This window comes from Pseudomonas putida group bacterium ESBL64, from assembly GCF_045277175.1.
Lineage (GTDB): Bacteria > Pseudomonadota > Gammaproteobacteria > Pseudomonadales > Pseudomonadaceae > Aquipseudomonas > Aquipseudomonas alloputida.
Genome location: NZ_CP145799.1, coordinates 2,719,981 through 2,746,494 on the forward strand (window position 1 = coordinate 2,719,981; position 26,514 = coordinate 2,746,494).

Here is a 26,514-nt window from a genome sequence, read left to right on the forward strand (position 1 = left end):
ACATTTCTGCCAAGGAATCATCACACTTGCGCCTTAAAGTCGCGGTTTCCTCCAACTCAGCCAACACAAGGACACCCTGATGAGTCGAGATACCGGCGACAACCTGGACCGGAACCAAAGCGGCAACCTGCCGATGGCCAACGTCATGGACGCCTACCTGAGCCGCCGCAGCGTCATGCGCGGCAGCCTGGGCGCCGCCATCGCCATGATCGCCGGTACCGGCCTGACAGGCTGCTTCGACGGTGGTGGTTCCGATCACGATGATCCGGTCACCGAGCCCCCGGTGACCGAACCGCCAGTCACCGAGCCGGAAGTGCCGAAACTGGCACTGGGCTTCCAGTCCATCCCAGGCTCGCGCACCGACGCCTGTGTGGTCGCCACCGGCTATAGCGCCTACGTGCTGGCGCCCTGGGGTACGCCACTGAACAGCAACGGCAACCCGTGGAAGTCCGACGGCAGCAACACCTCGACCGACCAGGCCAACGCCATGGGCATGCACCACGACGGCATGCACTTCTTCCCCATCAACGGCAGCTCGGAAGACGGCCTGCTGGCAATCAATTTCGAGTACATCGACACTGCCGCCCTGCACCCGGCCGGCCCCACTACCGATGTCAACGGCAAGCGCCCGGTTGAAGAAGTGCGCAAGGAAATCAACGCTCACGGTGCTGGCGTTGTACGCCTGCAGAAGATCAACGGCCGTTGGCAAGTGGTCGACAACGACCCGCTGAACCGTCGCTTCACCACGGCTTCACGCATGGAGATCACCGGCCCGCTGCGTGGCACCGACCACGTCAAGACCAAATACTCCACTGCTGGCACCCACTGCCGTGGCACCAACAACAACTGCGGCAACGGCTACACCCCGTGGGGCACCTACCTGACCTGCGAAGAGAACTGGCCGGGCATCTTCGTCAACAAGGGCACCCGCCCCGAGGACCAGCGCCGCATTGGCGTGGGCACCTCCAGCGGCCAGTACAAGTGGGAAACCGCTGCCGGTGACGCCAGCGAAGTGGACGACGAATTCGCCCGCTTCGACGTTACCGTCAAAGGCGCCAGCGCCACCGACGACTATCGCAACGAAGCCAGCACCTACGGCTACATCGTCGAGATCGATCCGTACAACAACAGCACCCTGGCCACCAAACGCACTGCGCTGGGCCGCTTCCGCCACGAGGGCTGCGCCCCCGGCCTGCCCGTCGCCGGCAAGCCGCTGGTGTGGTACATGGGTGACGACTCGAACAACGAGTACCTGTACAAGTGGGTGTCCACCGCCGTGTGGGACGCCGCTGATGCCAACCCGGCCGACCGCCTGGCCACCGGCGCCAAGTACCTCGACCAAGGCAAGCTCTACGTGGCCCGTTTCAATGCCGACGGCACCGGCGTATGGCTGCTGCTGGACGTAGCCACCGCTACCACCGGCGGCAGCACCCTGGGCGCGCTGTATGGTGACCTGCCGGGCATCATCCTCAACACCCGTGGTGCTGGCGATGCCGTGGGCGCAACGCCGATGGACCGCCCGGAATGGACCACGGTCAACCCGCTGAACGGCGACGTATACCTGACCCTAACCAACAACAGTGCACGCACCCCGGACAAGGTCGATGCAGCGAACCCACGTGGCCCGAACCGCCACGGCCACATCATTCGCTGGCACGACAGCGACGACCAACTGAGCTTTACCTGGGACATCTTCGTGTTCGGCGCCAACGCTGCCGGCACCGCCGACATCAACCGCTCCGGCCTGACCGAACTGAACCAGTTCGCCAGCCCCGACGGCATGAGCTTCGATAGCCGCGGCGTGCTGTGGTTCGAGACCGACAACGGCGAAACCACCTTGACCGACTACACCAACGACCAGTTGCTGGCGGTGATCCCTACCGACCTGGTGGATGCCAGCGGCAAGCAGGTGCCGGTGAACGCACAGAACCAGGTGGACCTGCGGCGCTTCTTTGTCGGGCCAAATGGTTGCGAGGTGACCGGTATTACCTTTACCCCGGATAACAAGACGCTGTTCGTCAACATTCAACACCCGGACAACTGGCCGTATACCGACAAGGCGACCGATGCGACGCCGGCTGGGGCTACCGTGCGGCCGCGGGCTTCGACGGTGGTGATCCAGCGTATTGATGGTGGGGAGATCGGGACCGTTTGATCCCGTGCCGGTCAGCCAGCGTTTGCTGGCTGTACCGGCCTCTTCGCGGGCAAGCCCGCTCCTACAGGGGGCTCACTGGTTTCAGAACCAGCGTAGGGGCGGCTTGCCCGCTTAGAGGTCAGTGAACGTTACCAGGCTATTGGCTCCCGGCTACGCACCCGCACTTGCTGCGCGGGCACCCGGGCATGCCATTGCACCACCCCCAGCGCCTCCACCTGGAACTCGCTGCGCATCACCCGCCCCTCTTCCTCGAACGACAGCTGCAACAGAAAATGCCCGCTGTTGAGCAGCAGCCCTTCGCTCAACCGTTCGAACGTTTCGTCATCCACCGCCCCCAGCGCCTGACGCAGTGCAGCCGCGTCCCCATACCCCGACGCCGGCCTGCCGCTGACAATGCGACTGAGCAACGAACGCGAGTAACGCCCTTCATACAGCGCCTCCAGCAGGGGCATATGCTCCAACCCCAGCGCGTTGGCGTTGAGCCGCCAACCCGTGGTCTGGGGCAAGGCGCACAGCATCGGGTAACGCGCCTGGCGGTTGGCGTCCGGCTCCAGCAACAGGTTCAGCTCGCTGGTGTCGAGCATCGGCTGGTCAGCCGCCAGCCGTGGCGGTTGCTGACGCAGGTACTGGGCGCTCTCGGCGCCCTGCAGGCGGGCATCACTGTCGGCATCGAGCCAGTCGGCCAGGGCATCGACCAGGCGTTCGGCCGCCATGTCATTGCCCAGCAAATAACGCAACTGGCGCTCGGCGCGTTCGCCATCGGCCCCCAGCAACGCATTGACGTTGAAGCAGGTGTGCTGGTCGCGTACCCGCAACTGCGCCTGGCCAGCGCCAAAATCGTAGTTAAGCGGCTGCCCGCGCAAGGCTTGCCAGAACAGCGGACTGAGCCGCCAGGCAGGGTCCCGCAGGGCCTGCCCGGCATAGGCCAGGCCGGCCTGCTCCATGGCCCGCACCTGCACTCGCTGGTGCAGCAGGCGCACTTCGTCGACCTGACGCCGGCCATCTTCCACCAGCCAGGCCATGCCCGCCGCCAGCATTGCCAGCACCACCATTACCATCAACAGGGCCGCACCCTGCTGTTGCCTTCCACCCATCGGTGCGTGCCTCGCTCGCGGAATAAAAACGCCAGTCAACACGCGGGGTGTTTCAGGTAGATGGCAGTGCCCGTTCGTCATGTGCTCGTCATCTAGGCAAGGCAGGATTGCCCTTCCTTTTCATGACCTTACAGGAGTGGTCGCTATGGGTGGCATTGGAATCTGGCAACTGGTGATCGTACTGCTGATCGTGTTCTTGCTGTTTGGTACCAAGCGCCTGAAGGGGCTGGGTAGCGATGTGGGCGAGGCGATCCAGGGTTTTCGCAAGTCCATGGGTGGTGACAATGACGCCAGCGCCGCTGACCAGGCGCACGTGCAGCAACAGTGCCCGCTGAACGGCCAAGTTGCCCAGCAATCTCAAGCGGACCGCCAGGCCTGATGTTCGAGGTAGGCTTCAGCGAGTTGCTGCTGATCGGCGTCGTCGCGCTGTTGGTGCTGGGCCCCGAACGCCTGCCGGTGGCAGCCCGCACCCTCGGCCGCGGCCTGGGCCAGGCGCGCCGGGCCATGCACGCCTTGCGCACGCAGGTGGAGCGCGAAATCGAGATGCCCAACCTCGACCAGGCACCTCTGCAACGCCTGGAACAGGAGATCCGCCAGGGCATCAGCCTGAACGCGGAACCGGCCAATGATGCGGCCACGGCCGTGCTGCCCAAGGAAAATGCTTCATGAGTATTGCCATGGACCCTGCCGCGAGCATGCCCCTGACCGAACACCTGCGCGACCTGCGCAAACGCCTGGTGCGTTGCCTGGCGCTGGTGGCCTTGGTGTTCGCCGGCCTGTTCCCCTTTGCCCAGACGCTGTACACGCTCATATCCGAGCCGCTACGGCGCTTTTTGCCGGAAGGCGCGAGCATGATCGCCACCAGCGTCACCTCGCCCTTTCTGGCACCGTTCAAGCTGACCGCGATGTGCGCCCTGTTCCTGGCCATGCCGCTGCTGCTGCATCAGGCCTGGGGCTTTCTGGCGCCGGGGCTGTACCGCCGTGAACGGCGCATTGCCCTGCCGCTGCTGGTATCGAGCATCGTTTTGTTCTATGCCGGCATGGCGTTCGCGTTCTTTCTGGTGTTCCCGATGATGTTCGGTTTCTTTGCCAGCGTGACGCCGGACGGCGTGGCGATGATGACCGATATCAGCCAGTACCTGGACTTTATCCTGGCGCTGTTTCTGGCCTTCGGGCTGGCGTTCGAGATCCCGGTGGCGACGTTCATCGTGGTCTGGGCAGGGTTGGCCGATGTGGCCACATTGCGGCGCAGCAGGCCCTACGTGGTCGTCGGGTGCTTTGTGGTGGGGATGATCCTGACACCGCCGGATGTGTTTTCGCAGACGATGCTGGCAGTGCCGATGTGGGTGCTGTTCGAGGTGGGGTTGCTGGCTTGTGGAATGTTGAAGCGGCCGGAGCCAGGCAAGGAGATTGTGGCTGGATTGTAGAGCCCTTTCGCGGGTACGCCCGTTCCCACAGGGATATCACAGGTTCTGAAGATTGTGATATCCCTGTGGGAGCGGGCGTGCCCGCGAATAGCCGTGATGCGTTCTAGAACTCGGCGAGCCGCCAGACTTCATAGGCTGGCGTCTCGTACGGGTGGCTCTGCTTGAGCGCAGCGACGACCTGCACAATCAGCTCGTCAGCCACCACCAGCTCCACCTTCCACTCTTCCACCACTTCGACCTGGCCGGTTTGCCCGAGGAACGGCTGGCTGCCGTCCAACGGGCGGAACTGGCCCTGGCCAAGGGTTTGCCAGGCGCAGTGCTCATAGTCACCGATGCGCCCGCCGCCAGCAGCGAACACAGCGGCCTTGACCACTTCGACATGACTGGCGGGGACGAAGAAGGCGAGCTTGTACACGCCTTAGTTCACCCACACCCGCGCGTTGCGGAACATACGCATCAGCGCGGCATCTTCCTGCCACTCGTCCGGACGCCAGGAGTTCTGCACGGCGCGGAACACACGCTCCGGGTGCGGCATCATGATGGTCACGCGGCCGTCGCGGCTGGTCAGGCCAGTGATGCCACGTGGCGAGCCGTTCGGGTTGGCCGGGTAGGCTTCGGTGACCTTGCCGTGGTTGTCGACGTAGCGCAGGGCCACGCAACCGGACACATCGGCTTCCAGCAATGCTTCTTCGCTGGCGAACTCGGCGTGGCCTTCGCCGTGGGCAATGGCGATCGGCATGCGCGAACCGGCCATGCCCTGCAGGAAGATCGAGTTGGACTTCTGCACTTCGACCATGGCCACGCGGGCCTCGAACTGCTCCGAGCGGTTGCGCACGAAGTGCGGCCAGTACTCGGTGCCCGGGATCAGCTCGTGCAGGTTGGACATCATCTGGCAACCGTTGCACACGCCCAGGGCGAAGCTGTCGGTACGCTCGAAGAAGGCCTGGAAGGCGTCACGGGCACGGGCGTTGAACAGCGCCGACTTGGCCCAGCCTTCGCCAGCGCCCAGCACGTCACCGTACGAGAAGCCGCCACAGGCGACCAGGCCCTTGAAGGCTTCGAAGTCGACACGGCCAGCGAGAATATCGCTCATGTGCACGTCGATGGCGGCGAAGCCGGCGCGGTCGAAGGCAGCAGCCATCTCGACCTGGCCGTTGACACCCTGCTCGCGCAGGATGGCCACTTGCGGGCGCACGCCTTTCTTGATGTAAGGCGCCGCGATGTCGTCGTTGACGTCGAAGCCCAGCTTCACCGACAGGCCCGGGTTGTCTTCCTCGAGCAGCAGGTCGAACTCCTGGTCTGCGCAGTCGGCGTTGTCGCGCAGGCGCTGGATCTGGTAGCTGGTTTCAGCCCACTGGCGCTGCAGCATGCGACGGTCATCGTCGAACAGCACTTCGCCGTTCAGGCTGATGGTCACTTCAGCGTTGTTGACTGGCTTGCCGATCACCGCGACGCACTCTTCACCCAGGCCAGCAGCGCTGAACTGAGCCAGCACGTCCGGGGTAGCATCCTGGCGAACCTGGATCACCGCACCCAGCTCTTCGTTGAAGAGGATGGCCGGCACTTCGCCCTTGCTGTCGGTCAGCGGGTCGAGTTGCAGGTCGAGGCCGCAGTGGCCGGCGAAGGCCATTTCCAGCACGGTGGTAACCAGGCCGCCGTCGGAACGGTCGTGGTAGGCCAGCAGGTGGCCGTCGGCGTTCAGGCCCTGGATCACGGCGAAGAAGGCCTTGAGGTCTTCGGCGTCGTCGACGTCCGGTGCCTGGGCAGCGATCTTGCCGTAGGTCTGGGCCAGGATCGAGGCGCCCATGCGGTTCTTGCCGCGGCCCAGGTCGATCAGGATCAGGTCGGTCTCGCCCTTGTCCATGCGCAGTTGCGGGGTCAGGGTCTTACGGATGTCGGTGACTGGGGCGAAGCCGGTGATGATCAGCGACATCGGCGAGGTGACGCTCTTCTCGACGCCCTCGTCGCTCCACTTGGTCTTCATCGACATCGAGTCTTTGCCGACCGGAATGGTGATGCCCAGCTCCGGGCACAGCTCCATGCCGACAGCCTTCACGGTGTCGTACAGGCGTGCGTCTTCACCTGGGTGACCAGCAGCGGACATCCAGTTGGCCGACAGTTTGATGTCGGACAGCTTTTCGATGCGCGAAGCCGCCAGGTTGGTCAGGGTTTCGCCGATGGCCATGCGGCCGGACGCCGGGGCATCCAGCAGCGCCAGCGGCGTACGCTCGCCCATGGCCATGGCTTCACCGGTGTAGACGTCGAAGCTGGTGGCGGTAACGGCGCAGTCAGCCACCGGAACCTGCCACGGGCCGACCATCTGATCGCGGGCAACCAGGCCGGTGATGGTGCGGTCGCCAATGGTGATCAGGAAGCTCTTGCTGGCCACGGCCGGGTGGTTCAGCACGCGCTGGACGGCGCTGTCCAGGTCCAGCTCGCTCGGGTCGAAGTCATCGCCCAGCTCGGCTTCGCGGGTAACCGAACGGTGCATGCGCGGCGGCTTGCCCAGCAGCACGTCCAGCGGCATGTCCACCGGGGTGTTGCCGAAGTGGCTGTCGCTGACGGTCAGGTGCGGTTCTTCAGTGGCTTCACCGACCACGGCAAACGGGCAACGCTCGCGCTCGCAGATGGCCTTGAAGCGCTCGAAGTCGACCGCGCTGACGGCCAGCACGTAACGCTCTTGCGATTCGTTGCTCCAGATTTCGTGCGGGGCCATGCCCGGCTCGTCGTTGGGCACGTTGCGCAGCTCGAAGCGGCCACCGCGGCCACCGTCGTTGACCAGCTCAGGGAAGGCGTTGGAAATACCGCCAGCGCCCACGTCGTGGATGAAGGCGATCGGGTTGTTGTCGCCCAGCTGCCAGCAACGGTCGATGACCTCCTGGCAACGGCGCTCCATTTCCGGGTTTTCGCGCTGTACCGAAGCGAAATCCAGGTCAGCCGAACTGGCACCGGTAGCCACCGACGAAGCAGCGCCGCCGCCCAGGCCGATCAGCATGGCCGGGCCACCGAGCACGATCAGCTTGGCGCCGACAGTGATTTCACCCTTCTGCACGTGGTCTTCACGGATGTTGCCCATACCGCCGGCGAGCATGATCGGCTTGTGGTAGCCGCGCACTTCTTCACCGTGCGGGGTGCTGATGGCTTGCTCGAAGGTACGGAAGTAACCGGTCAGGGCCGGGCGGCCGAATTCGTTGTTGAACGCAGCGCCGCCAAGAGGGCCTTCGATCATGATGTCGAGGGCGTCGACGATACGCTCGGGCTTGCCATAGGCCTGCTCCCAAGGCTGTTCGAAGCCCGGAATGCGCAGGTTGGACACGGTGAAGCCGGTCAGGCCGGCCTTGGGCTTGGCGCCACGGCCGGTCGCACCTTCGTCGCGGATTTCGCCACCAGAGCCGGTGGAGGCGCCGGAGAACGGGGCGATGGCGGTCGGGTGGTTGTGCGTTTCCACCTTCATCAGGATGTGCACCGGCTCCTGCACCGCGCCGTACTGGCGGGTTTCAGGGTTCGGGAAGAAGCGGCCGGCAACGTTGCCGACGATCACCGAGGCGTTGTCCTTGTACGCCGACAGCACACCTTCGTTGTGCATCTGGTAGGTGTTCTTGATCATGCCGAACAGGCTTTTTTCCTGGGCCTGGCCGTCGATATCCCAACTGGCGTTGAAGATCTTGTGGCGGCAGTGCTCGGAGTTGGCCTGGGCGAACATCATCAGTTCGATGTCGTTCGGGTTGCGCTTGAGGCCCTGGAAGGCATTGACCAGGTAGTCGATCTCGTCTTCGGCCAGGGCCAGGCCCAGGTCGATGTTGGCCTTGGCCAGGGCATCGCGACCGCCGGAAAGGATGTCCACCGAGGTCATAGGCTTGGGCTGGGCGTGGCTGAACAGGTCAGCGGCCTGCTCCAGTTGGCCGAGCACCCGCTGGGTCATGCGGTCGTGCAGTTCGGCGGCGATCAGGGCGGCGTCAGCGTCGCTCAGGGTGCCGGCCACGTAGTAGGCGATGCCGCGCTCCAGGCGCTGGATCGACTGCAGGCCGCAGTTGTGGGCGATGTCGCTGGCCTTGCTGGCCCATGGCGAAATGGTGCCCAGGCGCGGTACCACCAGGAACAGACGACCCGTCGGCTCCTGTACCGGCACGCTCGGGCCGTACTTGAGCAGACGGCCCAGCACCTGCTGCTGGTCGGCGGTCAGCTCGCCGTCAACATCGGCGAAGTGGGCAAATTCGGCATACAAACCAGTAACAGCGGGGACTTTCTGGCTCAGTTGCTCGAGTAATTTACCGTGGCGAAAGGCAGAAAGGGCAGGAGCGCCGCGCAGGATCAACATCGTCGGGACAGCCTCAGGAAGGGGTGTGCTTAGAGGCCGTGCATTCTAGCCTAATTCGATGGCTTTCGGCACCTGCTCTAAGCCACGCCTGCCGGGCGGCGGAACCGGACTTTGGGGTCAGTTTTCAGCGGTGTCCGGCTTGAGACGAGATCGAGCGCCGCCGGGTGTCCGGTTCGACACATTCAGCGCCAGGGAGATCGAGCGCCGCAGGTGTCCGCCTTAAGATATTCTGCGCCTGGGAGATCGAGCGCCGCAGGTGTCCGGCTCGACACATTCAGCGCCTATGAGATCGAGCGCCGCCAGGTGTCCGGTTCGACACATTCAGCGCCTATGAGATCGAGCGCCGCCCGCGCGGCGCTCGATCTCATAGGCGCTGAATATTTTAAGGCGGACACCTGCGGCGCTCGATCTCACAGGCGCAGAATATCTTAAGGCTGACACCTGGCGGCGCTCGATCTCCCAGGCGCTAAATGTCTCAAACCGGACACCTGGTAGCCCTCATGCAATCCCCCTCCCCCAACCACACAACCCGCTACCAGACAAGCTAACCGTTGTCGAGATATGGTTGGGCCAGTCCTTTGCGTATACTGCAACCTATGTTCGCCCACACTGCTTTGCGCCAGCGTTGCGCCAAATGGCTTCTCGCAACCGGACTCTTTCTGCTGCTAGGTGCCTGCGTTGAAAAACCCAGCACCCTCGAGCGCGTGAAGGAGGATGGCGTGCTGCGCGTGATCACACGCAACAGCCCGGCAACCTACTTCCAGGACCGTAACGGCGAAACCGGCTTCGAGTACGAACTGGTCCAGCATTTCGCCGACGATCTCGGCGTAAAGCTGCAGATCGAGACCGCCGACAACCTGGACGAGCTCTACGACTCCCTCGGCAAGCCCTCCGGCCCGGTACTGGCTGCCGCCGGCCTGGTCAGCAGTGAACGGCGCAAAACCCAGGTGAAATACTCCCATCCCTACCTGGAGGTGACCCCGCAGGTCATCTACCGCAACGGCCGCCCGCGCCCCACCGGCGCCCAGGGTTTGGTCGGCAAGAAGATCATGGTGCTCAAGGGCAGCAGCCATGCTGACCAGTTGGCTGAGCTGAAAAAGCAGTACCCTGCCTTGCAATATGAGGAATCCGACGCCGTCGAAGTGGTGGACCTGCTGCGCATGGTGGACGAAGGTCAGATCGACTTGACCCTGGTGGACTCCAACGAACTGGCGATGAACCAGGTGTATTTCCCCAACGTGCGGGTCGCCTTCGATTTGGGCGACACCCGCGACCAGCGCTGGGCAGTGGCAGCAGGCGAAGACAACAGCCTGCTCAACGAAATCAACGAATTTCTCGACAAGGCACAGAAAAACGGCACCCTTCAACGCTTGAAGGACCGCTACTACGGCCATGTCGACGTGCTTGGCTATGTCGGCGCCTACACCTTCGCCCAGCACCTGCAGCAGCGCCTGCCCAAGTACGAGAAGCACTTCAAGAGCTACGCCAAGGTCGAGCAGGTCGACTGGCGCCTGCTGGCCGCCATCGGCTACCAGGAATCGATGTGGCAGCCGGAAGTCACCTCCAAGACCGGCGTGCGCGGCCTGATGATGCTGACCCAGCGCACCGCCCAGGCCATGGGCGTGTCCAACCGCCTGGACCCGAGGCAGAGCATCCAGGGCGGCGCCAAGTACTTCATGAAGATCAAGGAAGAGCTTGACGACAGCATTCAGGAACCGGATCGCACCTGGTTTGCCCTGGCGGCCTACAACGTCGGCAGCGGCCACCTGGAAGACGCCCGCACCCTGGCCAAGCGCGAGAAGCTCAACCCGAACAAGTGGCTGGACGTGAAGAAGATGCTGCCGCGGCTGGCTCAGAAGCAGTGGTACCGGCAGACCAAGTACGGCTATGCCCGTGGGGGCGAACCGGTGCATTTCGTGGCCAACATCCGTCGTTACTACGACATCCTCACCTGGGTGACCCAGCCGCAGCTCGAAGGCCAGGTGGCCGAGGGCAACCTGCATGTGCCCGGGGTCAACAAGGACAAGCCAGCGGATAAGTCGTCGCCGATGTAAGCCAGTAGGCCTCTTCGCGGGCAAACCCGCGCCTACAAGATTTGCGCAGAACCTGTAGGGGCGGGCTTGCCCGCGAAGAGGCCGGTGCAGCTCAAGCCTTGGCCCGGCGGGCCTTGAAGAAGTCGCTGAGGATCTGCCCGCACTCTTGCGCCAGCACCCCGCCCTCCACCATCACCCGGTGATTGAGAAAGCCTTGGCCAAAGAACTGCCCCTGGCTCTGCACGATCCCCGCCTTGGGCTCCAGCGCGCCAAACACCACGCGCATCACCCGCGAATGCACGATCAGCCCCGCACACATGCTGCACGGTTCCAGGGTCACATACAGGGTGCTGCCGGGTAGCCGGTAGTTGCTGGCCGACCTGGCTGCCGCCCTGATCGCCACCATCTCGGCATGCGCGCTGGGGTCGCTGTCGATGATCGGCCGATTGAAACCCTGGCCGATCACCTGCCCATGCTGTACCAGCACCGCCCCCACCGGCACCTCGCCCAGCACCGCGCCTTCGGCGGCCAAGGCCAGCGCCAGGCGCATGAACTCCTGATCGCGACTGCGATCGATGATCTGCGGGCGCATCAGACCACCGCAATCGCGGCCATCAGGCCGGTTTCCATGTGGTCGATGACGTGGCAGTGAAACATCCAGGTCCCAGGGTTATCCGCCACCAGTGCTACCTGGGCGCGCTCGTTCTTGCCCAGCAAGTAGGTGTCGGTGAACCACGGTTCCTTGATGTCGTGACGGTTGGAGGCGATCACCTTGAAGCTCATGCCATGCAAGTGGATCGGGTGCTGGTACTGGGTCATGTTCTTAAGCTCGAAGATGTAGCTCTTGCCCTTCTGCAACGTGGCGATGGGGCGGTCGGCACAGGTCTTGTCGGTAATATCCCAGGCCTGGCCGTTGATCTGCCACATGCTCGACGGTTTGGCCGGATCAGGGGTGACAGAGACGCTGGCCGCCCACTCGAAATTGAAGTTCAGCTTTTCGGCATTCTCCAGGTCCGGCTCGGCGATCGGATTGGGCGGCAGCGCGGGCGGCCAGTCACTCGGCGCGTCGTTGCTGGCCACCGAACGCAGGGTGCCCAGGCGCACGAAACCGTCGCGCAGGGAAATTTCCTCACCCGCCTCAGGAATGCGGATGGCCAGGCAGATACGCATGCCAGGGCCTAGCCAATATTCGTCCAGCGCACGCGGGGTCACCGGGTTGCCGTCGAGGGCATAGATTCTCGCCTCGCAGTTGCCCTTGAGGTTGAGGCGGTAGGTCCAGGTATTGTCCAGGTTCAGCAGGCGCACCCGCACCACCTGGCCGGCCGGCAGCTCGGTGATCGAGTCAGCCTGGCCGTTGATGGTGATCAACCGCCCGGCAGTGCCGTTGCGCGCGGCCTCGCGCGGGATGCTGAAAGGCAGCCATGCGCCCTGCTCGTCCACATGCCAGTTCTTCAGGCTCAGCGTACGCTCATGCTGGAACCCGGTGGGTTCACGCTCCTCGACGATCAGCGGCCCGACCAGACCGCGGCCCAGCTCCTCGGAACTGCTGACATGGGGGTGATACCAATAGCTGCCGGCGTCCGGCACGCGGAATTTGTAATCGAAGTACTCACCAGGCTTGACCGGCAGTTGCGAAACGTATGGCACACCATCCATCTCCAGCGGCAGGCGGATGCCGTGCCAGTGGATGGTGGTTTCGACCGGCAGGCGATTGATGAAACGCACCCGCAACCAGGTGCCTTGGCGTACCCGCAGTTCGGTGCCAGGTGCCGATGGGCCGAAGGCCCAGGCTTCGGTCTTGAAACCCGGCACCAGCTCCACTTCCAGCGGGGCGGCAATCAGCTCGTAGTCGTGCCCGGCGTTCTCGTCCTCGACCTTGCCCAACCAGTATCGCGCCGCGCCTCCGGCCCCCAGGCCTACTACAACCAGGCCAGTGAGGCCTTTGAGCATTTGTCGACGGGTGAAGGACATCGGTGCGGGTACCTCGCTTCGGTGCAATCAAACTGCCAGCAGGACTGACGATAAAGGCGAATACGATACACCTGCAAACGGGAAATATTAAGTGAAAACCCGGCGTCACGAAGCGACCGGACAAGCAATAAGCACCACCGCCCTGGCTCACGACCGTTCAAAACTGGCAGCCTTTCACCTCTATTGGACAACCGTGATGCTTGCCGACACCCTCCCCAGCGACCAGCAAATGCTGATGACCCTCGCCGGACAACTCACTGAAGACTGCCCTGACATGCGCGAGATGGCGCGCGAAGTCGCACAACAGCTCCTTGCGCGTCATGACCTGAAAGCACTCGAGCCCGACAATGTCTACCTGCACCGTTTCCACACCGCCGTCAGCAGCCCTCGAACCTTCAACGGCTGGCAGCACCTGGATCAGCCCTTTGAATCCCTGACCCTGCCACAACTGGTGATGCACCGCTTCGATGCCCAAGCCCGGGACAACGCTGACGTGCTCAGTTACCTCGCTGGCTTTTACAGCGATGGACCAGGCAAAGACGTGTATGACGAGCGCAATGAAGTTCGACTCGACCCCAAGGACGTGCTGGAGTATTTCTGGCGCATTGATTTTGCCTCGGGTTTCAAGACGCGGATGACCTCGTTCTGGGCAAAACATTCAGAGCACTTCCGCACGCTGGCCAAAGCCAACTTCATGAGCAAATTACTGGAAGCCTGCGCGCAAGAGCCCTCCTCCGCGCTAGCCCGTCACGGCCAGGATATCGCTCATGCCCTGGTGGGCGAGACAACCTGGCCGCCATCGCTGGAGGCACTGCAACGAAGGGTCTTGCCGGGTGGCGCAACGCGCGTATGCGCGTTGGACATTGGCGGGTATGTGGCGACGGACATCCTTCGCCTGCAATTGGCCAATGGCAGCCAGCTGATTTACATGCCGGGCGATGTCGACGGCTTACATTACTTCCAGAACGACCAGGCACTGTTCTGGTGGGTGCTCACAAACTGCACCTATGTCGAAAACCGAACCCGCTTTCTGGCACATTTTTCCCTCGACGATCGTGAAGAGGCTGACGGCAAAGTCGGGTTGAATCATCTGATCGATCTGCTCTTTCACGGCTGGGGCAACCATGATTACAGCGGCCTCAACACCCTCGACCTGACCATTGAAGAGGATGCTTTCGACTGGCTGCGCAACAAGGCTCGCAAGCGGATGATCGATGATGCGCATTTCTCTTTGCGCTCCAACGCCGACCTGCGCAGACAATTGTGGATCGGTTATCTGAAGGCGGGCCTGCAGGTGTTCGGCCCCATGGCGGCAGTGAGTTGGCCGGTAGCGTTGGCGCTGGTGGGGGCAGGCATTGCTGAAATGGGTTTGAACATCTACCAGGCGGTACACGGGCACACAACGCGTGAACGCAAGGCAGGTACAACCGGCGCCATTTTCGCCGCCATCGAGACACTGTTCAACGCGACCTTTCTGCTCAGCGCACCAGGCAAACCCCTTGACGAGTTCGCAGAGGTGGCTGAAGCAGGCGCTGCGACTGAGGAAGGGGAAGCCCCGATACCGGCGGAAGAATCAGCGCATGAACACAGCGGGGAACCCACTGATGAAAGTGCTTCAGAGGTGGCAGAGGCGATTGAAACCTGGGTACCTCAGCCCTTCCAGCCAAGCGAAAGGTGGGCTGCACTGCGCCCTTTCGAAACGAATGTAGTGCTTGGCGGCAAACCTGGTACAGGGTTTCTTGAAGGTATCCATCTGCAAGATGGGCAGTTTTACGCATTGATCGATGAGATGCCTTACCAAGTACGTTTTGTACCCGAACTGAAATCCTGGACCATCGTCGATCCTGAAAACCCTTTCTCATTTTACAAAAGCTTGCCCATCCGCCTGGATGGCGCAGGCCAGTGGCACCCAGTGGAACGCCTTGGCCTCAACGGAGGCATGCTGTCGAGCCTGAAGATCTGGGGCCGGCCGTCAGCAAGAGCAAGCGTGCCCCCCTTGGCTGAAACACCTTACGCAGTGCCAGCCGATTTGCGCGCCTCACTGAAGAATGTTTCTGACGATGAGATTACCGGTGCGCGAGCGTTCCTCGATGCCCCTGATCGACAGGCCGCCATCGCCCGATTTCGCCAACTACGTGATCAACTGGCCGCCGATGCCCAAACGTTCATGACCACAGTGCAAACACCGGCACGGCCGCATATACCAGAATTACCCGCCAACGCTTCTTCCAAATACATTTTGAAAAGTCTCTACAACAACAGTAACGGCTTGGTCATTGGCGAAGCGCACAGTGGCCTTGGCAGCAAGCGATTGCTGATCGACAACATGCGCCAGCTACGCAAACTGAAGGTAAAGACGCTGTACATGGAGCACTTCACCACCGACTTCCAGCAAGCAGACCTGGATACCTTCAACCGCACCGGCGTGATGCCGCAGGAGCTGGATCGCTACGTGGAAAGCCAGGATGTCGGCCACCGCACCGACCCCGAGGGCCGCTACACCTTTCGGCAGGTACTGGTCAGCGCACAGAAAAACGGCGTACGCATACAATCCATCGACTGCATGGCCAGTTACCGCCAGGCGTGGGCAAATCCCGTTTCCGATGTGGCACGCCAGCGCATGATGAACTTCCATGCACACTTGATCATCGAGGCAGACCAGGCCGCGCGCGGCTCGGGAAAATGGATTGCGCTGGTCGGCAGCACCCACGCCAACACCTTCCATGGCGTAACCGGGCTGGCCGAAACCGAAGGCGCGATTGGACTGCGTGTCGAAGACCGCCCGATCGGCGAACCTGACGCTTACAGCGCAGACCCTGGTGTGGATGCCTTGGACGAAGGTGGCACCGTAAGGCATGTGCAAAGTGACCTGCGGCTACGCGCCGCCGTATTGACCACCCGCCCGCCATCACCAGACTTTGACAGCCTGCTGGTGAGGCCTGGCGATTACGCGATCGAACGCACCCAGGGCGAGGAATACCTGATCAACCGCAGCCGGGACTCGACCTTGCGACGCACGCTGATCCAGCGCGATGGGCGCTTTTACTACCTGGAGCGCCCCGATTGGCCAACCATCCATGAACGTCGCTTTCAAAACCTGGGCGAGCTTCATGCCCAATTGAGATTACGCGGCATGCATCACATCGCCCCTTGAGCCAGGCAAGGCGCAGATACGACAAGGGCGCCTTGCGGCGCCCTTGGGGTTCAGCTTATTCCCACTCGATAGTGGCAGGCGGCTTGCTCGACACATCGTAGGTAACGCGCGAGATACCGTCGATTTCGTTGATGATACGACCGCTGACAGTTTCCAGCAGCTCGTACGGCAGGTGTGCCCAACGCGCGGTCATGAAGTCCACGGTCTCGACAGCACGCAGGGCCACAACCCAGGCGTAGCGACGGCCGTCGCCGACGACGCCGACCGACTTGACCGGCTGGAACACCACGAATGCCTGGCTGGTCTTGTGGTACCAGTCGGCCTTGCGCAGCTCTTCGATGAAGATGTGGTCGGCGCGACGCAGGATGTCGGCGTATTCCTTCTTCACTTCACCAAGGATACGCACGCCCAGGCCCGGGCCCGGGAACGGGTGGCGGTAGACCATGTCGTACGGCAGGCCCAGCTCCAGGCCGATCTTGCGCACTTCGTCCTTGAACAGCTCACGCAGCGGCTCGACCAGCTTGAGGTTCATCTCCTCCGGCAGGCCACCAACGTTGTGGTGCGACTTGATCACGTGAGCCTTGCCGCTCTTGGCGCCAGCCGACTCGATCACGTCCGGGTAGATGGTGCCCTGGGCGAGGAACTGGATGTTCTCCAGCTTGCTGGCTTCGGCATCGAACACGTCGATGAAGGTGCGGCCGATGATCTTGCGCTTCTTCTCAGGGTCGGCTTCGCCGGCCAGGTTGTCCAGGAACTGCTTTTCAGCGTCGGCGCGGATCACCTTGACGCCCATGTTCTCTTTGAACATGGCCATCACCTGGTCACCTTCGTGCAGGCGCAGCAGGCCGTTGTCGACGAATACGCAGGTCAACTGGTCGCCGATGGCGCGGTGCAGCAGCGCGGCAACCACCGAGCTGTCAACGCCGCCGGACAGGCCCAGCAGGACGTTGGCCGAACCGACTTGCGCACGCACCTGGGCGATGGCGTCTTCGACGATGTTGGACGCCGTCCACAGGGCTTCACAGCCGCAGATGTCCTGCACGAAGCGGGACAGGATGCGACCCCCTTGCTTGGTGTGGGTCACTTCAGGGTGGAACTGCACGCCGTAGTAGCCGCGGACGTCGTCGTACATGCCAGCGATCGGGCAGCTTGGGGTGCTGGCCAGAATGTTGAAGTTGCCAGGCATCTGGGTGACCTTGTCACCGTGGCTCATCCACACGTCCAGGCCCAGCACGCCGTCGTCGTCAACGTGGTCTTCGATGCCGTCGAGCAGGCGGCTCTTGCCGACAACGTCCACGCGGGCATAACCGAACTCACGCAGGTCGGAACCTTCTACCTTGCCGCCCATCTGCTCGGCCATGGTCTGCATGCCGTAGCAAATACCCAGCACAGGCACATTCAGGTCAAACACGGCTTGCGGAGCGCGCGGGCTGTTGGCTTCGTGGACCGACTCGGGGCCGCCGGCAAGGATGATGCCGCGCGGGTTGAATTCGCGGATCGCTTCATCGTCCATGTCGAACGGGTGCAGTTCGCAGTACACGCCGATTTCGCGCACGCGGCGGGCGATCAGCTGGGTGTACTGGGAACCGAAATCGAGGATCAGGATGCGGTGAGCGTGAATGTCGAGGGCCATGACTCAATCTCGTCAGTGGAAATCGGAAACGACGCGGGGCTGTCATGACAGCCCCGCTTTATGTTGTAGCTGGAAGCCTCAGCCTACGCGGTAGTTAGGGGCTTCTTTGGTGATTTGCACGTCGTGCACGTGGGATTCGGCCATGCCGGCACCGGTGATGCGCACGAACTCCGGCTTGGTGCGCATTTCTTCGATGGTTGCGCTGCCGGTGTAGCCCATGGACGAACGCAGGCCGCCCATCAGCTGGTGGATGATCGCGGCCAGGGCGCCTTTGTAAGGAACGCGGCCTTCGATGCCTTCCGGTACCAGCTTCTCGGCGCCGGCCGAGGAGTCCTGGAAGTAACGGTCGGACGAGCCTTGCGCCTGTGCCATGGCACCCAGCGAGCCCATGCCGCGGTAGGCCTTGTAGGAACGACCCTGGAACAGCTCGACCTCACCCGGGGCCTCTTCGGTACCGGCGAACATCGAACCCATCATCACGCAGGACGCACCGGCAACGATGGCCTTGGACAGGTCACCGGAGAAGCGGATACCGCCGTCAGCGATCAGTGGCACGCCAGTGCCTTCCAGTGCTGCGGCAACGTTGGCGATGGCGCTGATTTGCGGCACGCCGACACCAGCAACGATACGGGTGGTGCAGATAGAGCCAGGGCCGATACCGACCTTGACCGCGTCGGCACCCGCTTCGGCCAAGGCCTTGGCGGCAGCGCCGGTGGCGATGTTGCCGCCGATCACCTGCACTTGCGGGTAGGTTTCTTTCACCCAGCGTACGCGGTCGATCACACCTTTGGAGTGGCCGTGGGCAGTGTCGACGACGACGACATCAACGCCAGCCGCCACCAGGGCAGCAACGCGCTCGCCGGTGTCCTTGCCGGTGCCGACAGCGGCGCCGACGCGCAGGCGACCCTGGTCGTCCTTGCTGGCCAGCGGGTAAGCCTTGGCCTTTTCGATGTCCTTGACGGTCATCATGCCCTTGAGGTTGAACTTGTCGTCAACGATCAGGACTTTTTCCAGACGATGCTTGTGCAGCAGCTCGCGAACTTCGTTCTTGTCGGCGCCTTCGCGGACGGTGACCAGGCGCTCTTTCGGCGTCATCACGTCGCGAACCTTGGCGTCCAGGCGATTTTCGAAACGCACGTCACGGGAGGTGACGATGCCGACCAGGTCGCCGTTCGCCAGTACCGGCACGCCGGAGATGTTGTTCAGGCGGGTCAGCTCGAACAGGTCGCGCACAGTGGCATCGGCGTCGATGGTGATCGGGTCCTTGACCACGCCAGCCTCGAACTTCTTGACCTTGCGCACTTCGCCGGCCTGTTGCTCGATGGTCATGTTCTTGTGGATGATGCCGATACCGCCTTCCTGAGCCATGGCAATGGCCAGACGCGCTTCGGTCACGGTATCCATGGCAGCGGAAACCAGCGGAATGTTCAGCTCGATGCCACGGGTCAAACGGGTCTTGAGACTGACTTCATTGGGCAGTACCTCGGAATAGCCAGGTACAAGGAGGATATCGTCGAAGGTCAGGGCTTCTTGGCTGATACGCAGCATCGCGGGGGCTCCCGGGCGGGAAAAATGGAAGCGCGCCATTATACTCATGCATGGCGCGCCGCTCAATGCAAAATAAGGGCCTTCGGTCAGGCTTGTGGCAGTTTTACCTGCACCACGGCCACCGGCTGGTCGAGCCAGTCGGCGAAGCTGTCGAGAAAGGCCTGGGTGAACCCGGCCTCGCCCCAGTTGTTGAAGATGAACCCCAGGTTGGAAAAGGCACATGGCTGCAGGTAAATGAAGCCATTGATGTCATCTTCGAAGCCGCACAGTGGGCAGGTAAAGTTGTCGCTCACTGCCGGCATCCACTCTTCCAGGCTTTCGAACAACGGCTCGCCTACCTCGCGCCGGCACTCCGGGCAACCGGCTTCTTCGAGGAAGCCTTCGGTGGGGGTATAAATGCAGCGCTTGAGCATCACTTCCAGGCCGTTGACCGGATCGCCGAAGGGCAGTTTTTCCGGGTGCAGGGCCACTTTGCGCGCCCCTGCCGCCAGGGCATGGCCCATGCGGTTACCGGTGCGGCCACAGGTGGTCAGCTGCTCCTCGACGACCTTTTCGCGCACCAGCCAGCGCAGGATGGCGCGGGCACGGGCTTCATGCACCGGGACGGTAGACAGCTTTGGAACGATGATGCTCTGGGTGTTCATGAACGGGACAAGCCTGAGAAACGCCGGTAATGACGCAATTCTACCGCTCAGGCGCTCAGGTAGCGACCAATCAACGCCAGCCCACTGGCCAGCACCAGCCAGGTCACCAGCCGTACGAACGCTTCACGGGATAACCGGTGGGTCAACCGACGCCCTACCCACAGGCCAATGAACATGACAGGCAGCAGGCAGGCGGCGAGCAGCAGCAGGCTTTGGTCGGCATAGACACCGGCGATCAGGAACAGCGACAGACGCACTATCGTACTGCAGCTGATCAGCGCGCTCTGGGTGGCGCGTACCTGTTCCTTCACCTCCAGCCGTGCGCTCAGGTAAAGGGCATAAAGAAACCCGCCGCTGCCGAACAAAGCCCCGAACAACCCGCCTGCCGTGCCCATCGGCACCGCCCAGAAGCCGGACAGGCTGGCTGGCCTCACTTTCACTGCCAGCCCGTAAAGTGCATAGGCAGTCACGAATACCCCCATCAACAGCAGCAACAGGTCGGACTTCAGTTGCAGCAGGAACACCACGCCCAACGTACAACCCAAGGCCATGAAGGGCAGCAGCCGCAGCAATTCACTGCGTACCACATCCCGGCGCGACGGCAGCAGGTTGCCGAACGCGGCCACGAAATCCAGCAGCACCAGCAACGGGATGATGCGTGACAACGGCATGAAGTGAATCAGCACCGGCCCCGCCACGAGTGCAGTACCGAAGCCGGCGATGCCGAAGACGATGTAGGCCGCAGCGATGGCGAACAGGATCGGCAGCCAGTCAAGGCCGGAAAACGACAGTTGGGCAAGCATGGCAGCAGTTCCTGGGAAGACAGGCAAAGGTTAGCCAGCCATGAGCCATGCCGACTAATATGCCTTTATCCCAAGAGCCATCTCAAAAAGGCATGACATGACGTCGATCCGACAGTTGCGTTACTTCGTGGAAATCGCCGAGTGTGGCAGTTTCAGCAGTGCAGCCGAGCGACTGTACGTTGCCCAGTCGGCCCTTAGCCGGCAGATCAAGGAGCTGGAGCAGCAACTGGGCACGCCGCTGTTCGAACGCACGGCGCGCCTGCCTCGCCTGACGCTGGCCGGTCAGGCCTTTCTTGAACGGGCGCGACGCTTGCTGGCTGACCTGGCACAGGCGGAGCGGGTTACCCGTGACATTGGCCAAGGGTTGCAAGGCAGCTTGCGCCTGAACCATTCCAGCACCGTGCCGCTGACCGGCGGGCTTCTGGCTCGCCTGGGGAACTACCTGAAGCACAACCCAGGGGTTTCGCTGGAGATTGCGCAGCAGTCGTCGGAGGCACAACTGGAAGACATTGCTGCCGGACGGCTGGATATCGGCCTGTTGCGCTTGCCGGTGCTGCGCCAGCATGAAGGCGTGGTGCTGCATGAATTGTTCGACGAACCCTTGTTGCTGGCGGTCGCCGCTGGGCACCCCTTGGCGGGTACTCGGCACGTGCAACTGGAGCAATTGAAGGAAGAACGCTTCATTTCCATCCCGCACCGGGATCGCGGTGGCTTGAGCTACCTGTCTGCCTCGTTGTGCATGGGGGCAGGGTTCTTCCCGCAGGCGGCGCAGGTACTGTCGCGCAAGACTACGCAGTTGCAGCTGATACAGGCGGGGTTTGGGGTGGCGTTGTTGCCGCGGTGCATGTGCGAGATTGCCCCGGCTTCAGTCAGCTTCGTAGCGCTGGAGGGTGATTGCCAGAGCACAGTGGCACTGGCCTGTCGCCGTGATGCGGGGCAACTGGTGCGGCAGTTCGTGGCGACGATGCAGGGCTGAAGGCACCGGTTGCGGTCTTGTGGGAGCGGCCTTGCGTCGCGAAAGGGCTGCGATGCGGCCCCAGGTTTTCAGCTTCGCCGCATGAAGTGCCGGGGCCGCGTTGCGGCCCTTTCGCGACGCAAGGGCGCTCCCACAAGGATTGGGTCAAGGCTGACAGTAGGGGCAAGACAGACAACCGGGGCCGATGTCATTTATGATGCCTGCCATGATCAAAGACCCTTTCGAACGACTCGGGCTGGACCGCGAGGTCCTTACCGTCAGCCAACTCAACGGCCGCGCCCGCGTGCTGCTGGAAGACGTTTTCCGCAGCGTGTGGGTGGAAGGCGAAATCTCCAACCTCGCCCGCCCGGCGTCCGGCCACATGTACTTCACCCTCAAGGACAGCGGCGCCCAGGTGCGTTGCGCGTTGTTCCGGCAGAACGCCACGCGGGTACGCCAGGCACTGCGAGACGGCCTGGCGGTGCGGGTGCGCGGCAAGGTTTCGCTGTTCGAGGGACGTGGCGACTACCAGCTGATTCTCGACACCGTCGAGCCCGCCGGTGATGGCGCGCTGCGCCTGGCTTTCGAGGCCCTGAAGGAAAAGCTCGGTGCCGAGGGACTGTTCAGCACCGAACGAAAGAAGCCACTGCCGGCTCACCCGCAGCGCATCGGCATCATCACCTCGCCCACTGGCGCGGTGATCCGCGACATCATCAGTGTGTTCGGCCGCCGTGCCCCGCAGGTGGAGCTGAACCTGATCCCTACGGCGGTACAGGGCCGCGAAGCCATCGCGCAGATCGTACGCGCCATCCGCCTGGCCGACAGCCTCGGCTTCGATGCGCTGATTCTGGCGCGTGGTGGTGGTTCGCTGGAAGACCTGTGGTGTTTCAACGAGGAAGCCGTGGCGCGTGCCGTGGCCGCCTGCGTCACGCCAATTGTCAGCGCCGTGGGCCATGAAACCGACGTGTCGATCAGCGACTTCGTGGCTGACGTGCGCGCGCCCACCCCGTCGGCTGCCGCCGAGCTGCTGGCCCCTGACAACAGCGGCCTTCGGCAACGCCTGGATGGCCTGCAACGGCGCCTGCTGCTGCGCATGCAGAACCGCCTGACCCACGACCGCCTGCGCCTGGAGTCACTCACCCGCCGCCTGCGTCATCCAGGCGAGCGTTTGCGCCAGCAGGCTCAACGCCTGGACGACCTGGACATGCGCCTGCGTCGCGCGTTCATGCTTAACCTCAACCAGCGCCGCGAACGCCTGGCACGCCTGGACGCCCGCCTGGCCGCGCAGCATCCGGGGCGTAACCTGAAACTGCTGAACCAGCGCCTGGACAGCCTGGCCGAGCGCCTGCCACGGGCCATGCGTGAGGTGCTCAAGGACCGTCGCCAGCGGTTCCAGGCCCAGTTGCAGACACTGCAGGTGGTCAGTCCGCTGGCCACCCTGGCCCGCGGATACAGCATTTTGCTGGATGAACAAGGCCAGGCCATTCGCAGCGCGGAACAGACCCGCAACGGCCAACGCCTGACCGCCCGCCTGAACGAAGGCGAGCTGCTGGTGCGGGTCGAAGACAACCACCTGACCCCGGTCACCCTCTCACTACTGGACTGACACATGCCCCGCGTGCTCGCGCATCTGCTTGCCCTTTCCCTGCTGCTGCTGGCCGGCGGCGCCCAGGCCAGCTACATCACCCGCACACTGAACAAACCGGTACCCGGCGGTGTGGCAGTCGTCGACCTGGGCCCCGCCGCCAACGCACCCAGCGCCCGTTTCGACGGCAAACCGGTGCTGGTGGTGAAGGAGCAGGACAACTGGCTGGCCATCGTCGGCATCCCGCTGACCCAGAAGCCCGGTACCGCAGTGCTGAACCAGGGCGGGCGCACCCTGCCTTTCAGCGTAGGCAGCAAGAAGTACCCTGAGCAGCGCATCACCCTGAAGAACACGCGCCAGGTCAACCCGAACCCGGCCGACCTCAAGCGCATCGACCGCGAACTGGCCGAGCAGATCAAGGCCTACCGCAGCTTCAGCCCTAACCTGCCGAGCAACCTGGTTCTCGACAAGCCGGTCAACGGCCCGCTGTCGAGCAAGTTCGGCGTGCGCCGCTTCTTCAACGGCGAAGAACGCAACCCGCATGCGGGGCTGGATTTTGCGGTGCCGGCAGGCACGCCGATCAAGACACCCGCCAATGGCAAAGTGATTCTGGTGGGGGACTATTTCTTCAACGGCCGCACGGTGTTCGTCGACCATGGGCAGGGCTTTATCAGCATGTTCTGCCACATGTCGAAAATCGATGTGCAGGTGGGCCAGCAACTGCGTCGTGGCGAGGTGGTCGGGCGCGTGGGCTCGACCGGGCGGGCTACCGGGCCGCACATGCACTGGAACGTCAGCCTGAACGATGCGCGGGTGGACCCGGCGATTTTCATTGGGGCGTTCCAGCCCTGAAACTGCGGCGCCTGCTTCGCGGGCACGCCCGCTCCCACAGGTACAGCGAAGCCTTCAGACACAGCTCAATACTTGTGGGAGCGGGCATGCCCGCGAAGAGGCCAGCGCAGTCGACAGCAGTTCAACTGTGTTGCGCCATCGAAAAATACTGCGCAAAAATCAATAAGCACCCAGCAGATCCAAGCCATAAAATCTCGCCTAATTACTTTTTTTAAGCATTCCTCTCAATTTTTCCCGAACGCTTGCCATCCCCCACCCCACTGGTTAAGTTTGAAGGCATGAAAACCTTCAGCACCCTCATCCTGCTCCGACAACATCGCAGCCTCTGCCTGGTCAGCGCCCGACTACCAGGCTGAATCGCGTCGCCTCGCCTCTTCATATCGTTATCGCTCGGCAGGCCCGATCTCGGCCGCACACAAAAGGATTGCTTCCATGACCATGCTCAAAGACCCTTCGAAGAAATACCGCGCTTTCCCGACCATCGACCTGCCTGACCGTACCTGGCCGTCGAAGACCATCACCCAGGCACCTATCTGGTGCAGTTCCGACCTGCGTGACGGCAACCAGTCGCTGATAGAGCCGATGGACTCGGAGAAGAAACTGCGCTTCTGGAAGACCTTGGTGCAGGTTGGCGTGAAGGAGATCGAAGCCTCGTTCCCGTCTGCCTCGCAAACCGATTTCGACTTCGTGCGCACCCTGATCCAGGACGGCCACATCCCGGATGACACCACCATCCAGGTGCTCACCCAGGCACGTGAAGACCTGATTGCCCGCACCTTCGAATCGCTGCGCGGTGCGAAGAAGGCCATCGTCCACCTGTACAACGCCACCAGCCCGTCGTTCCGCCGCATCGTCTTCAATCAGGACAAGCAAGGCGTGAAGGACATCGCGGTGAACGCGGCCAAGCTGTTCGTCAAGTACGCCGCCCAGCAGCCGGAAACCCAGTGGACCTTCCAGTACTCGCCAGAAACCTTCAGCGCCACTGAAATGGAGTTCGCCAAGGAAGTCTGCGACGCGGTCATCGAGGTGTGGAACCCTACCCCTGAACACAAGATCATCCTCAACCTGCCGGCCACCGTGGAAGTGTCCACGCCAAATATCTACGCCGACCAGATCGAGTGGTTCTGCCGCAACGTCAGCCGCCGCGACAGCGTGATCATCAGCCTGCACTGCCACAACGACCGCGGCACCGGCATCGCTGCCACCGAACTGGGCCTCATGGCCGGCGCCGACCGTGCCGAAGGCTGCCTGTTCGGCAACGGCGAGCGTACCGGTAACGTCGACCTGGTGACCTTGGCACTGAACCTCTATACCCAGGGCATCGACCCATTGCTGGACTTCTCCGACATCGACGGTGTGCGCAAGGTGGTCGAAGAGTGCAACCAGTTGCCGGTGCACCCACGTCACCCGTATGTGGGCGACCTGGTCCATACCGCGTTCTCCGGCTCGCACCAGGACGCCATCCGCAAGGGCTTCGCCAAGCAGCAGGATGGGGAACTGTGGGAGGTGCCTTACCTGCCGATCGACCCGGCCGACATCGGCCGCAGCTACGAAGCGGTAATCCGCGTCAACAGCCAGTCGGGCAAAGGCGGTATCACCTACCTGCTCGAGCAGGAATATGGCATCAGCCTGCCGCGTCGCATGCAGATCGAATTCAGCCAGGTGGTGCAGGGTGAGACTGACCGCCTGGGCCTGGAAATGACCGCCCAGCAGATCTACAGCCTGCTGCACAAGGAATACCTCCAGGCCAACGCGCCATACGCACTGGTCAGCCATCGCCTGCAGGAAGAAAACGGCCACAGCGCTGTGGAAGTGGAAGTTGCCGGTGAAGGCGAAACCACCCTGCACTGGCGCGGCAAGGGCAACGGCGCCCTGGAAGCACTGGTGGCCGGCCTGCCGATTGCCGTGGAGATCATGGACTACAACGAGCACGCCATTGGCGCTGGCACCAATGCCAAGGCCGCGGCCTACATTGAACTGCGTGTAGCCGGTGGCCGTCCGGTGCATGGCGTGGGTATCGATGAGAACATCACCACGGCCAGCTTCAAGGCCCTGTTCAGCGCGCTGAACCGCTCGCTGAGCCAGCAGGAAGCCAAGGCGGCCTGAAGCCTGGAATGAGGGATGAGAAAGCCCGCATCGTTTGATGCGGGCTTTTTTGTTGGCCTGCACTGGCCCTTTCGCGGGTAAACCCGCTCCTACAACGGCCTGTGTCCAATCACCAATGTGTGTCCACCACCGATCAGGTGTAGGAGCGGGTTTACCCGCGAATACGGAGGCCACGGCAACGGTGAACGGCCAGGGATATTGGCCAGCAGGCCCGGCCCATTCGCGGATGAACCCGC

19 protein-coding genes are annotated in these 26,514 nt (G+C 62.7%); 10 read left to right on the forward strand and 9 right to left on the reverse strand.

Going from position 1 to position 26,514, the window contains the following annotated elements; translation table 11 throughout:
* The first annotated feature begins 79 nt into the window (after positions 1–79).
* Entirely contained in the window at positions 80–2,155 is a 2,076-nt protein-coding gene (locus V6093_RS12415) for a PhoX family phosphatase (protein WP_047605024.1), read from the forward strand.
* A 128-nt stretch (positions 2,156–2,283) separates the two neighbouring features.
* Here V6093_RS12415 and gspK read toward each other — a convergent pair whose 3' ends face one another.
* On the reverse strand, positions 2,284–3,249 hold the full coding sequence (gspK, locus tag V6093_RS12420; RefSeq protein ID WP_265979740.1) for a type II secretion system minor pseudopilin GspK: 966 nt from the start codon (positions 3,247–3,249) through the stop codon (positions 2,284–2,286).
* A 145-nt stretch (positions 3,250–3,394) separates the two neighbouring features.
* Here gspK and tatA point away from each other — a divergent pair, with 145 nt between their 5' ends.
* Genes tatA through tatC form a run of 3 tightly spaced genes read left to right on the forward strand, consistent with a single transcriptional unit; the run spans position 3,395 to position 4,676 of the window.
* On the forward strand, positions 3,395–3,628 hold the full coding sequence (tatA, locus tag V6093_RS12425) for a twin-arginine translocase TatA/TatE family subunit (protein WP_003255011.1): 234 nt from the start codon (positions 3,395–3,397) through the stop codon (positions 3,626–3,628).
* The gene (gene tatB / locus V6093_RS12430) at positions 3,628–3,918 is read left to right on the forward strand and encodes a Sec-independent protein translocase protein TatB (RefSeq protein WP_003255013.1); all 291 of its coding nucleotides are present in this window, start codon (positions 3,628–3,630) and stop codon (positions 3,916–3,918) included. The genes tatA and tatB overlap by 1 nt, the downstream gene beginning before the upstream one ends.
* Positions 3,915–4,676, forward strand: coding sequence for a twin-arginine translocase subunit TatC (gene tatC / locus V6093_RS12435; protein ID WP_003255015.1), 762 nt, complete (start codon positions 3,915–3,917; stop codon positions 4,674–4,676). The genes tatB and tatC overlap by 4 nt, the downstream gene beginning before the upstream one ends.
* 103 nt (positions 4,677–4,779) lie before the next feature.
* On the opposite strand, the gene V6093_RS12440 is transcribed toward tatC, so the two are convergent.
* Positions 4,780–5,091 carry an NIF3 1 gene (locus V6093_RS12440; protein ID WP_012051368.1) on the reverse strand — a complete coding sequence of 104 codons (312 nt, stop codon included), beginning with the start codon at positions 5,089–5,091 and terminating at the stop codon, positions 4,780–4,782.
* A gap of 3 nt (positions 5,092–5,094) precedes the next feature.
* Positions 5,095–8,994: a phosphoribosylformylglycinamidine synthase gene (purL, locus tag V6093_RS12445; RefSeq protein WP_047605021.1), complete on the reverse strand. Its 3,900-nt coding sequence runs from the start codon at positions 8,992–8,994 to the stop codon at positions 5,095–5,097.
* Between the two features lie 596 nt (positions 8,995–9,590).
* Here purL and mltF point away from each other — a divergent pair.
* Positions 9,591–11,048: a membrane-bound lytic murein transglycosylase MltF gene (mltF, locus tag V6093_RS12450; RefSeq protein ID WP_003255019.1), complete on the forward strand. Its 1,458-nt coding sequence runs from the start codon at positions 9,591–9,593 to the stop codon at positions 11,046–11,048.
* Positions 11,049–11,139: 91 nt separating this feature from the next.
* Here mltF and tadA read toward each other — a convergent pair whose 3' ends face one another.
* Both tadA and V6093_RS12460 read right to left on the reverse strand, forming a co-directional pair.
* The gene (gene tadA, locus V6093_RS12455; RefSeq protein WP_003255021.1) at positions 11,140–11,619 is read right to left on the reverse strand and encodes a tRNA adenosine(34) deaminase TadA; all 480 of its coding nucleotides are present in this window, start codon (positions 11,617–11,619) and stop codon (positions 11,140–11,142) included.
* Positions 11,619–12,998: a multicopper oxidase family protein gene (locus V6093_RS12460; protein WP_047605020.1), complete on the reverse strand. Its 1,380-nt coding sequence runs from the start codon at positions 12,996–12,998 to the stop codon at positions 11,619–11,621. Before V6093_RS12460 ends, tadA begins: the two co-directional genes overlap by 1 nt.
* A 235-nt stretch (positions 12,999–13,233) precedes the next feature.
* Here V6093_RS12460 and V6093_RS12465 point away from each other — a divergent pair, with 235 nt between their 5' ends.
* Positions 13,234–16,152 (forward strand): dermonecrotic toxin domain-containing protein, encoded by a 2,919-nt coding sequence (locus V6093_RS12465; protein ID WP_406669822.1) that lies wholly within the window; start codon positions 13,234–13,236, stop codon positions 16,150–16,152.
* Between the two features lie 55 nt (positions 16,153–16,207).
* On the opposite strand, the gene guaA is transcribed toward V6093_RS12465, so the two are convergent.
* The 4 genes from guaA to V6093_RS12485 all read right to left on the reverse strand — a co-directional run bounded on the left by guaA (position 16,208) and on the right by V6093_RS12485 (position 20,780).
* On the reverse strand, positions 16,208–17,785 hold the full coding sequence (gene guaA / locus V6093_RS12470) for a glutamine-hydrolyzing GMP synthase (protein WP_003255024.1): 1,578 nt from the start codon (positions 17,783–17,785) through the stop codon (positions 16,208–16,210).
* A gap of 78 nt (positions 17,786–17,863) precedes the next feature.
* Entirely contained in the window at positions 17,864–19,333 is a 1,470-nt protein-coding gene (guaB, locus tag V6093_RS12475; protein ID WP_003255025.1) for an IMP dehydrogenase, read from the reverse strand.
* 86 nt (positions 19,334–19,419) lie between these two features.
* Positions 19,420–19,977 (reverse strand): sugar ABC transporter ATPase, encoded by a 558-nt coding sequence (locus tag V6093_RS12480; protein WP_406669806.1) that lies wholly within the window; start codon positions 19,975–19,977, stop codon positions 19,420–19,422.
* Positions 19,978–20,024: 47 nt separating this feature from the next.
* Positions 20,025–20,780 (reverse strand): sulfite exporter TauE/SafE family protein, encoded by a 756-nt coding sequence (locus tag V6093_RS12485; RefSeq protein ID WP_003255029.1) that lies wholly within the window; start codon positions 20,778–20,780, stop codon positions 20,025–20,027.
* Positions 20,781–20,877: 97 nt separating this feature from the next.
* Here V6093_RS12485 and V6093_RS12490 point away from each other — a divergent pair, with 97 nt between their 5' ends.
* From V6093_RS12490 to leuA, 4 genes are all read left to right on the forward strand, one after another.
* The gene (locus tag V6093_RS12490) at positions 20,878–21,756 is read left to right on the forward strand and encodes a LysR family transcriptional regulator (RefSeq protein ID WP_003255031.1); all 879 of its coding nucleotides are present in this window, start codon (positions 20,878–20,880) and stop codon (positions 21,754–21,756) included.
* A 205-nt stretch (positions 21,757–21,961) separates the two neighbouring features.
* Positions 21,962–23,341: an exodeoxyribonuclease VII large subunit gene (gene xseA, locus V6093_RS12495; protein WP_004575640.1), complete on the forward strand. Its 1,380-nt coding sequence runs from the start codon at positions 21,962–21,964 to the stop codon at positions 23,339–23,341.
* Between the two features lie 3 nt (positions 23,342–23,344).
* Complete coding sequence (locus V6093_RS12500) at positions 23,345–24,172, forward strand: M23 family metallopeptidase (RefSeq protein WP_054889405.1); 828 nt, start codon at positions 23,345–23,347, stop codon at positions 24,170–24,172.
* Positions 24,173–24,604: 432 nt separating this feature from the next.
* A complete protein-coding gene (gene leuA / locus V6093_RS12505) occupies positions 24,605–26,278 on the forward strand; it encodes a 2-isopropylmalate synthase (RefSeq protein WP_003255035.1) in 1,674 nt (557 codons plus the stop codon).
* The last annotated feature ends 236 nt before the right edge of the window (positions 26,279–26,514 follow it).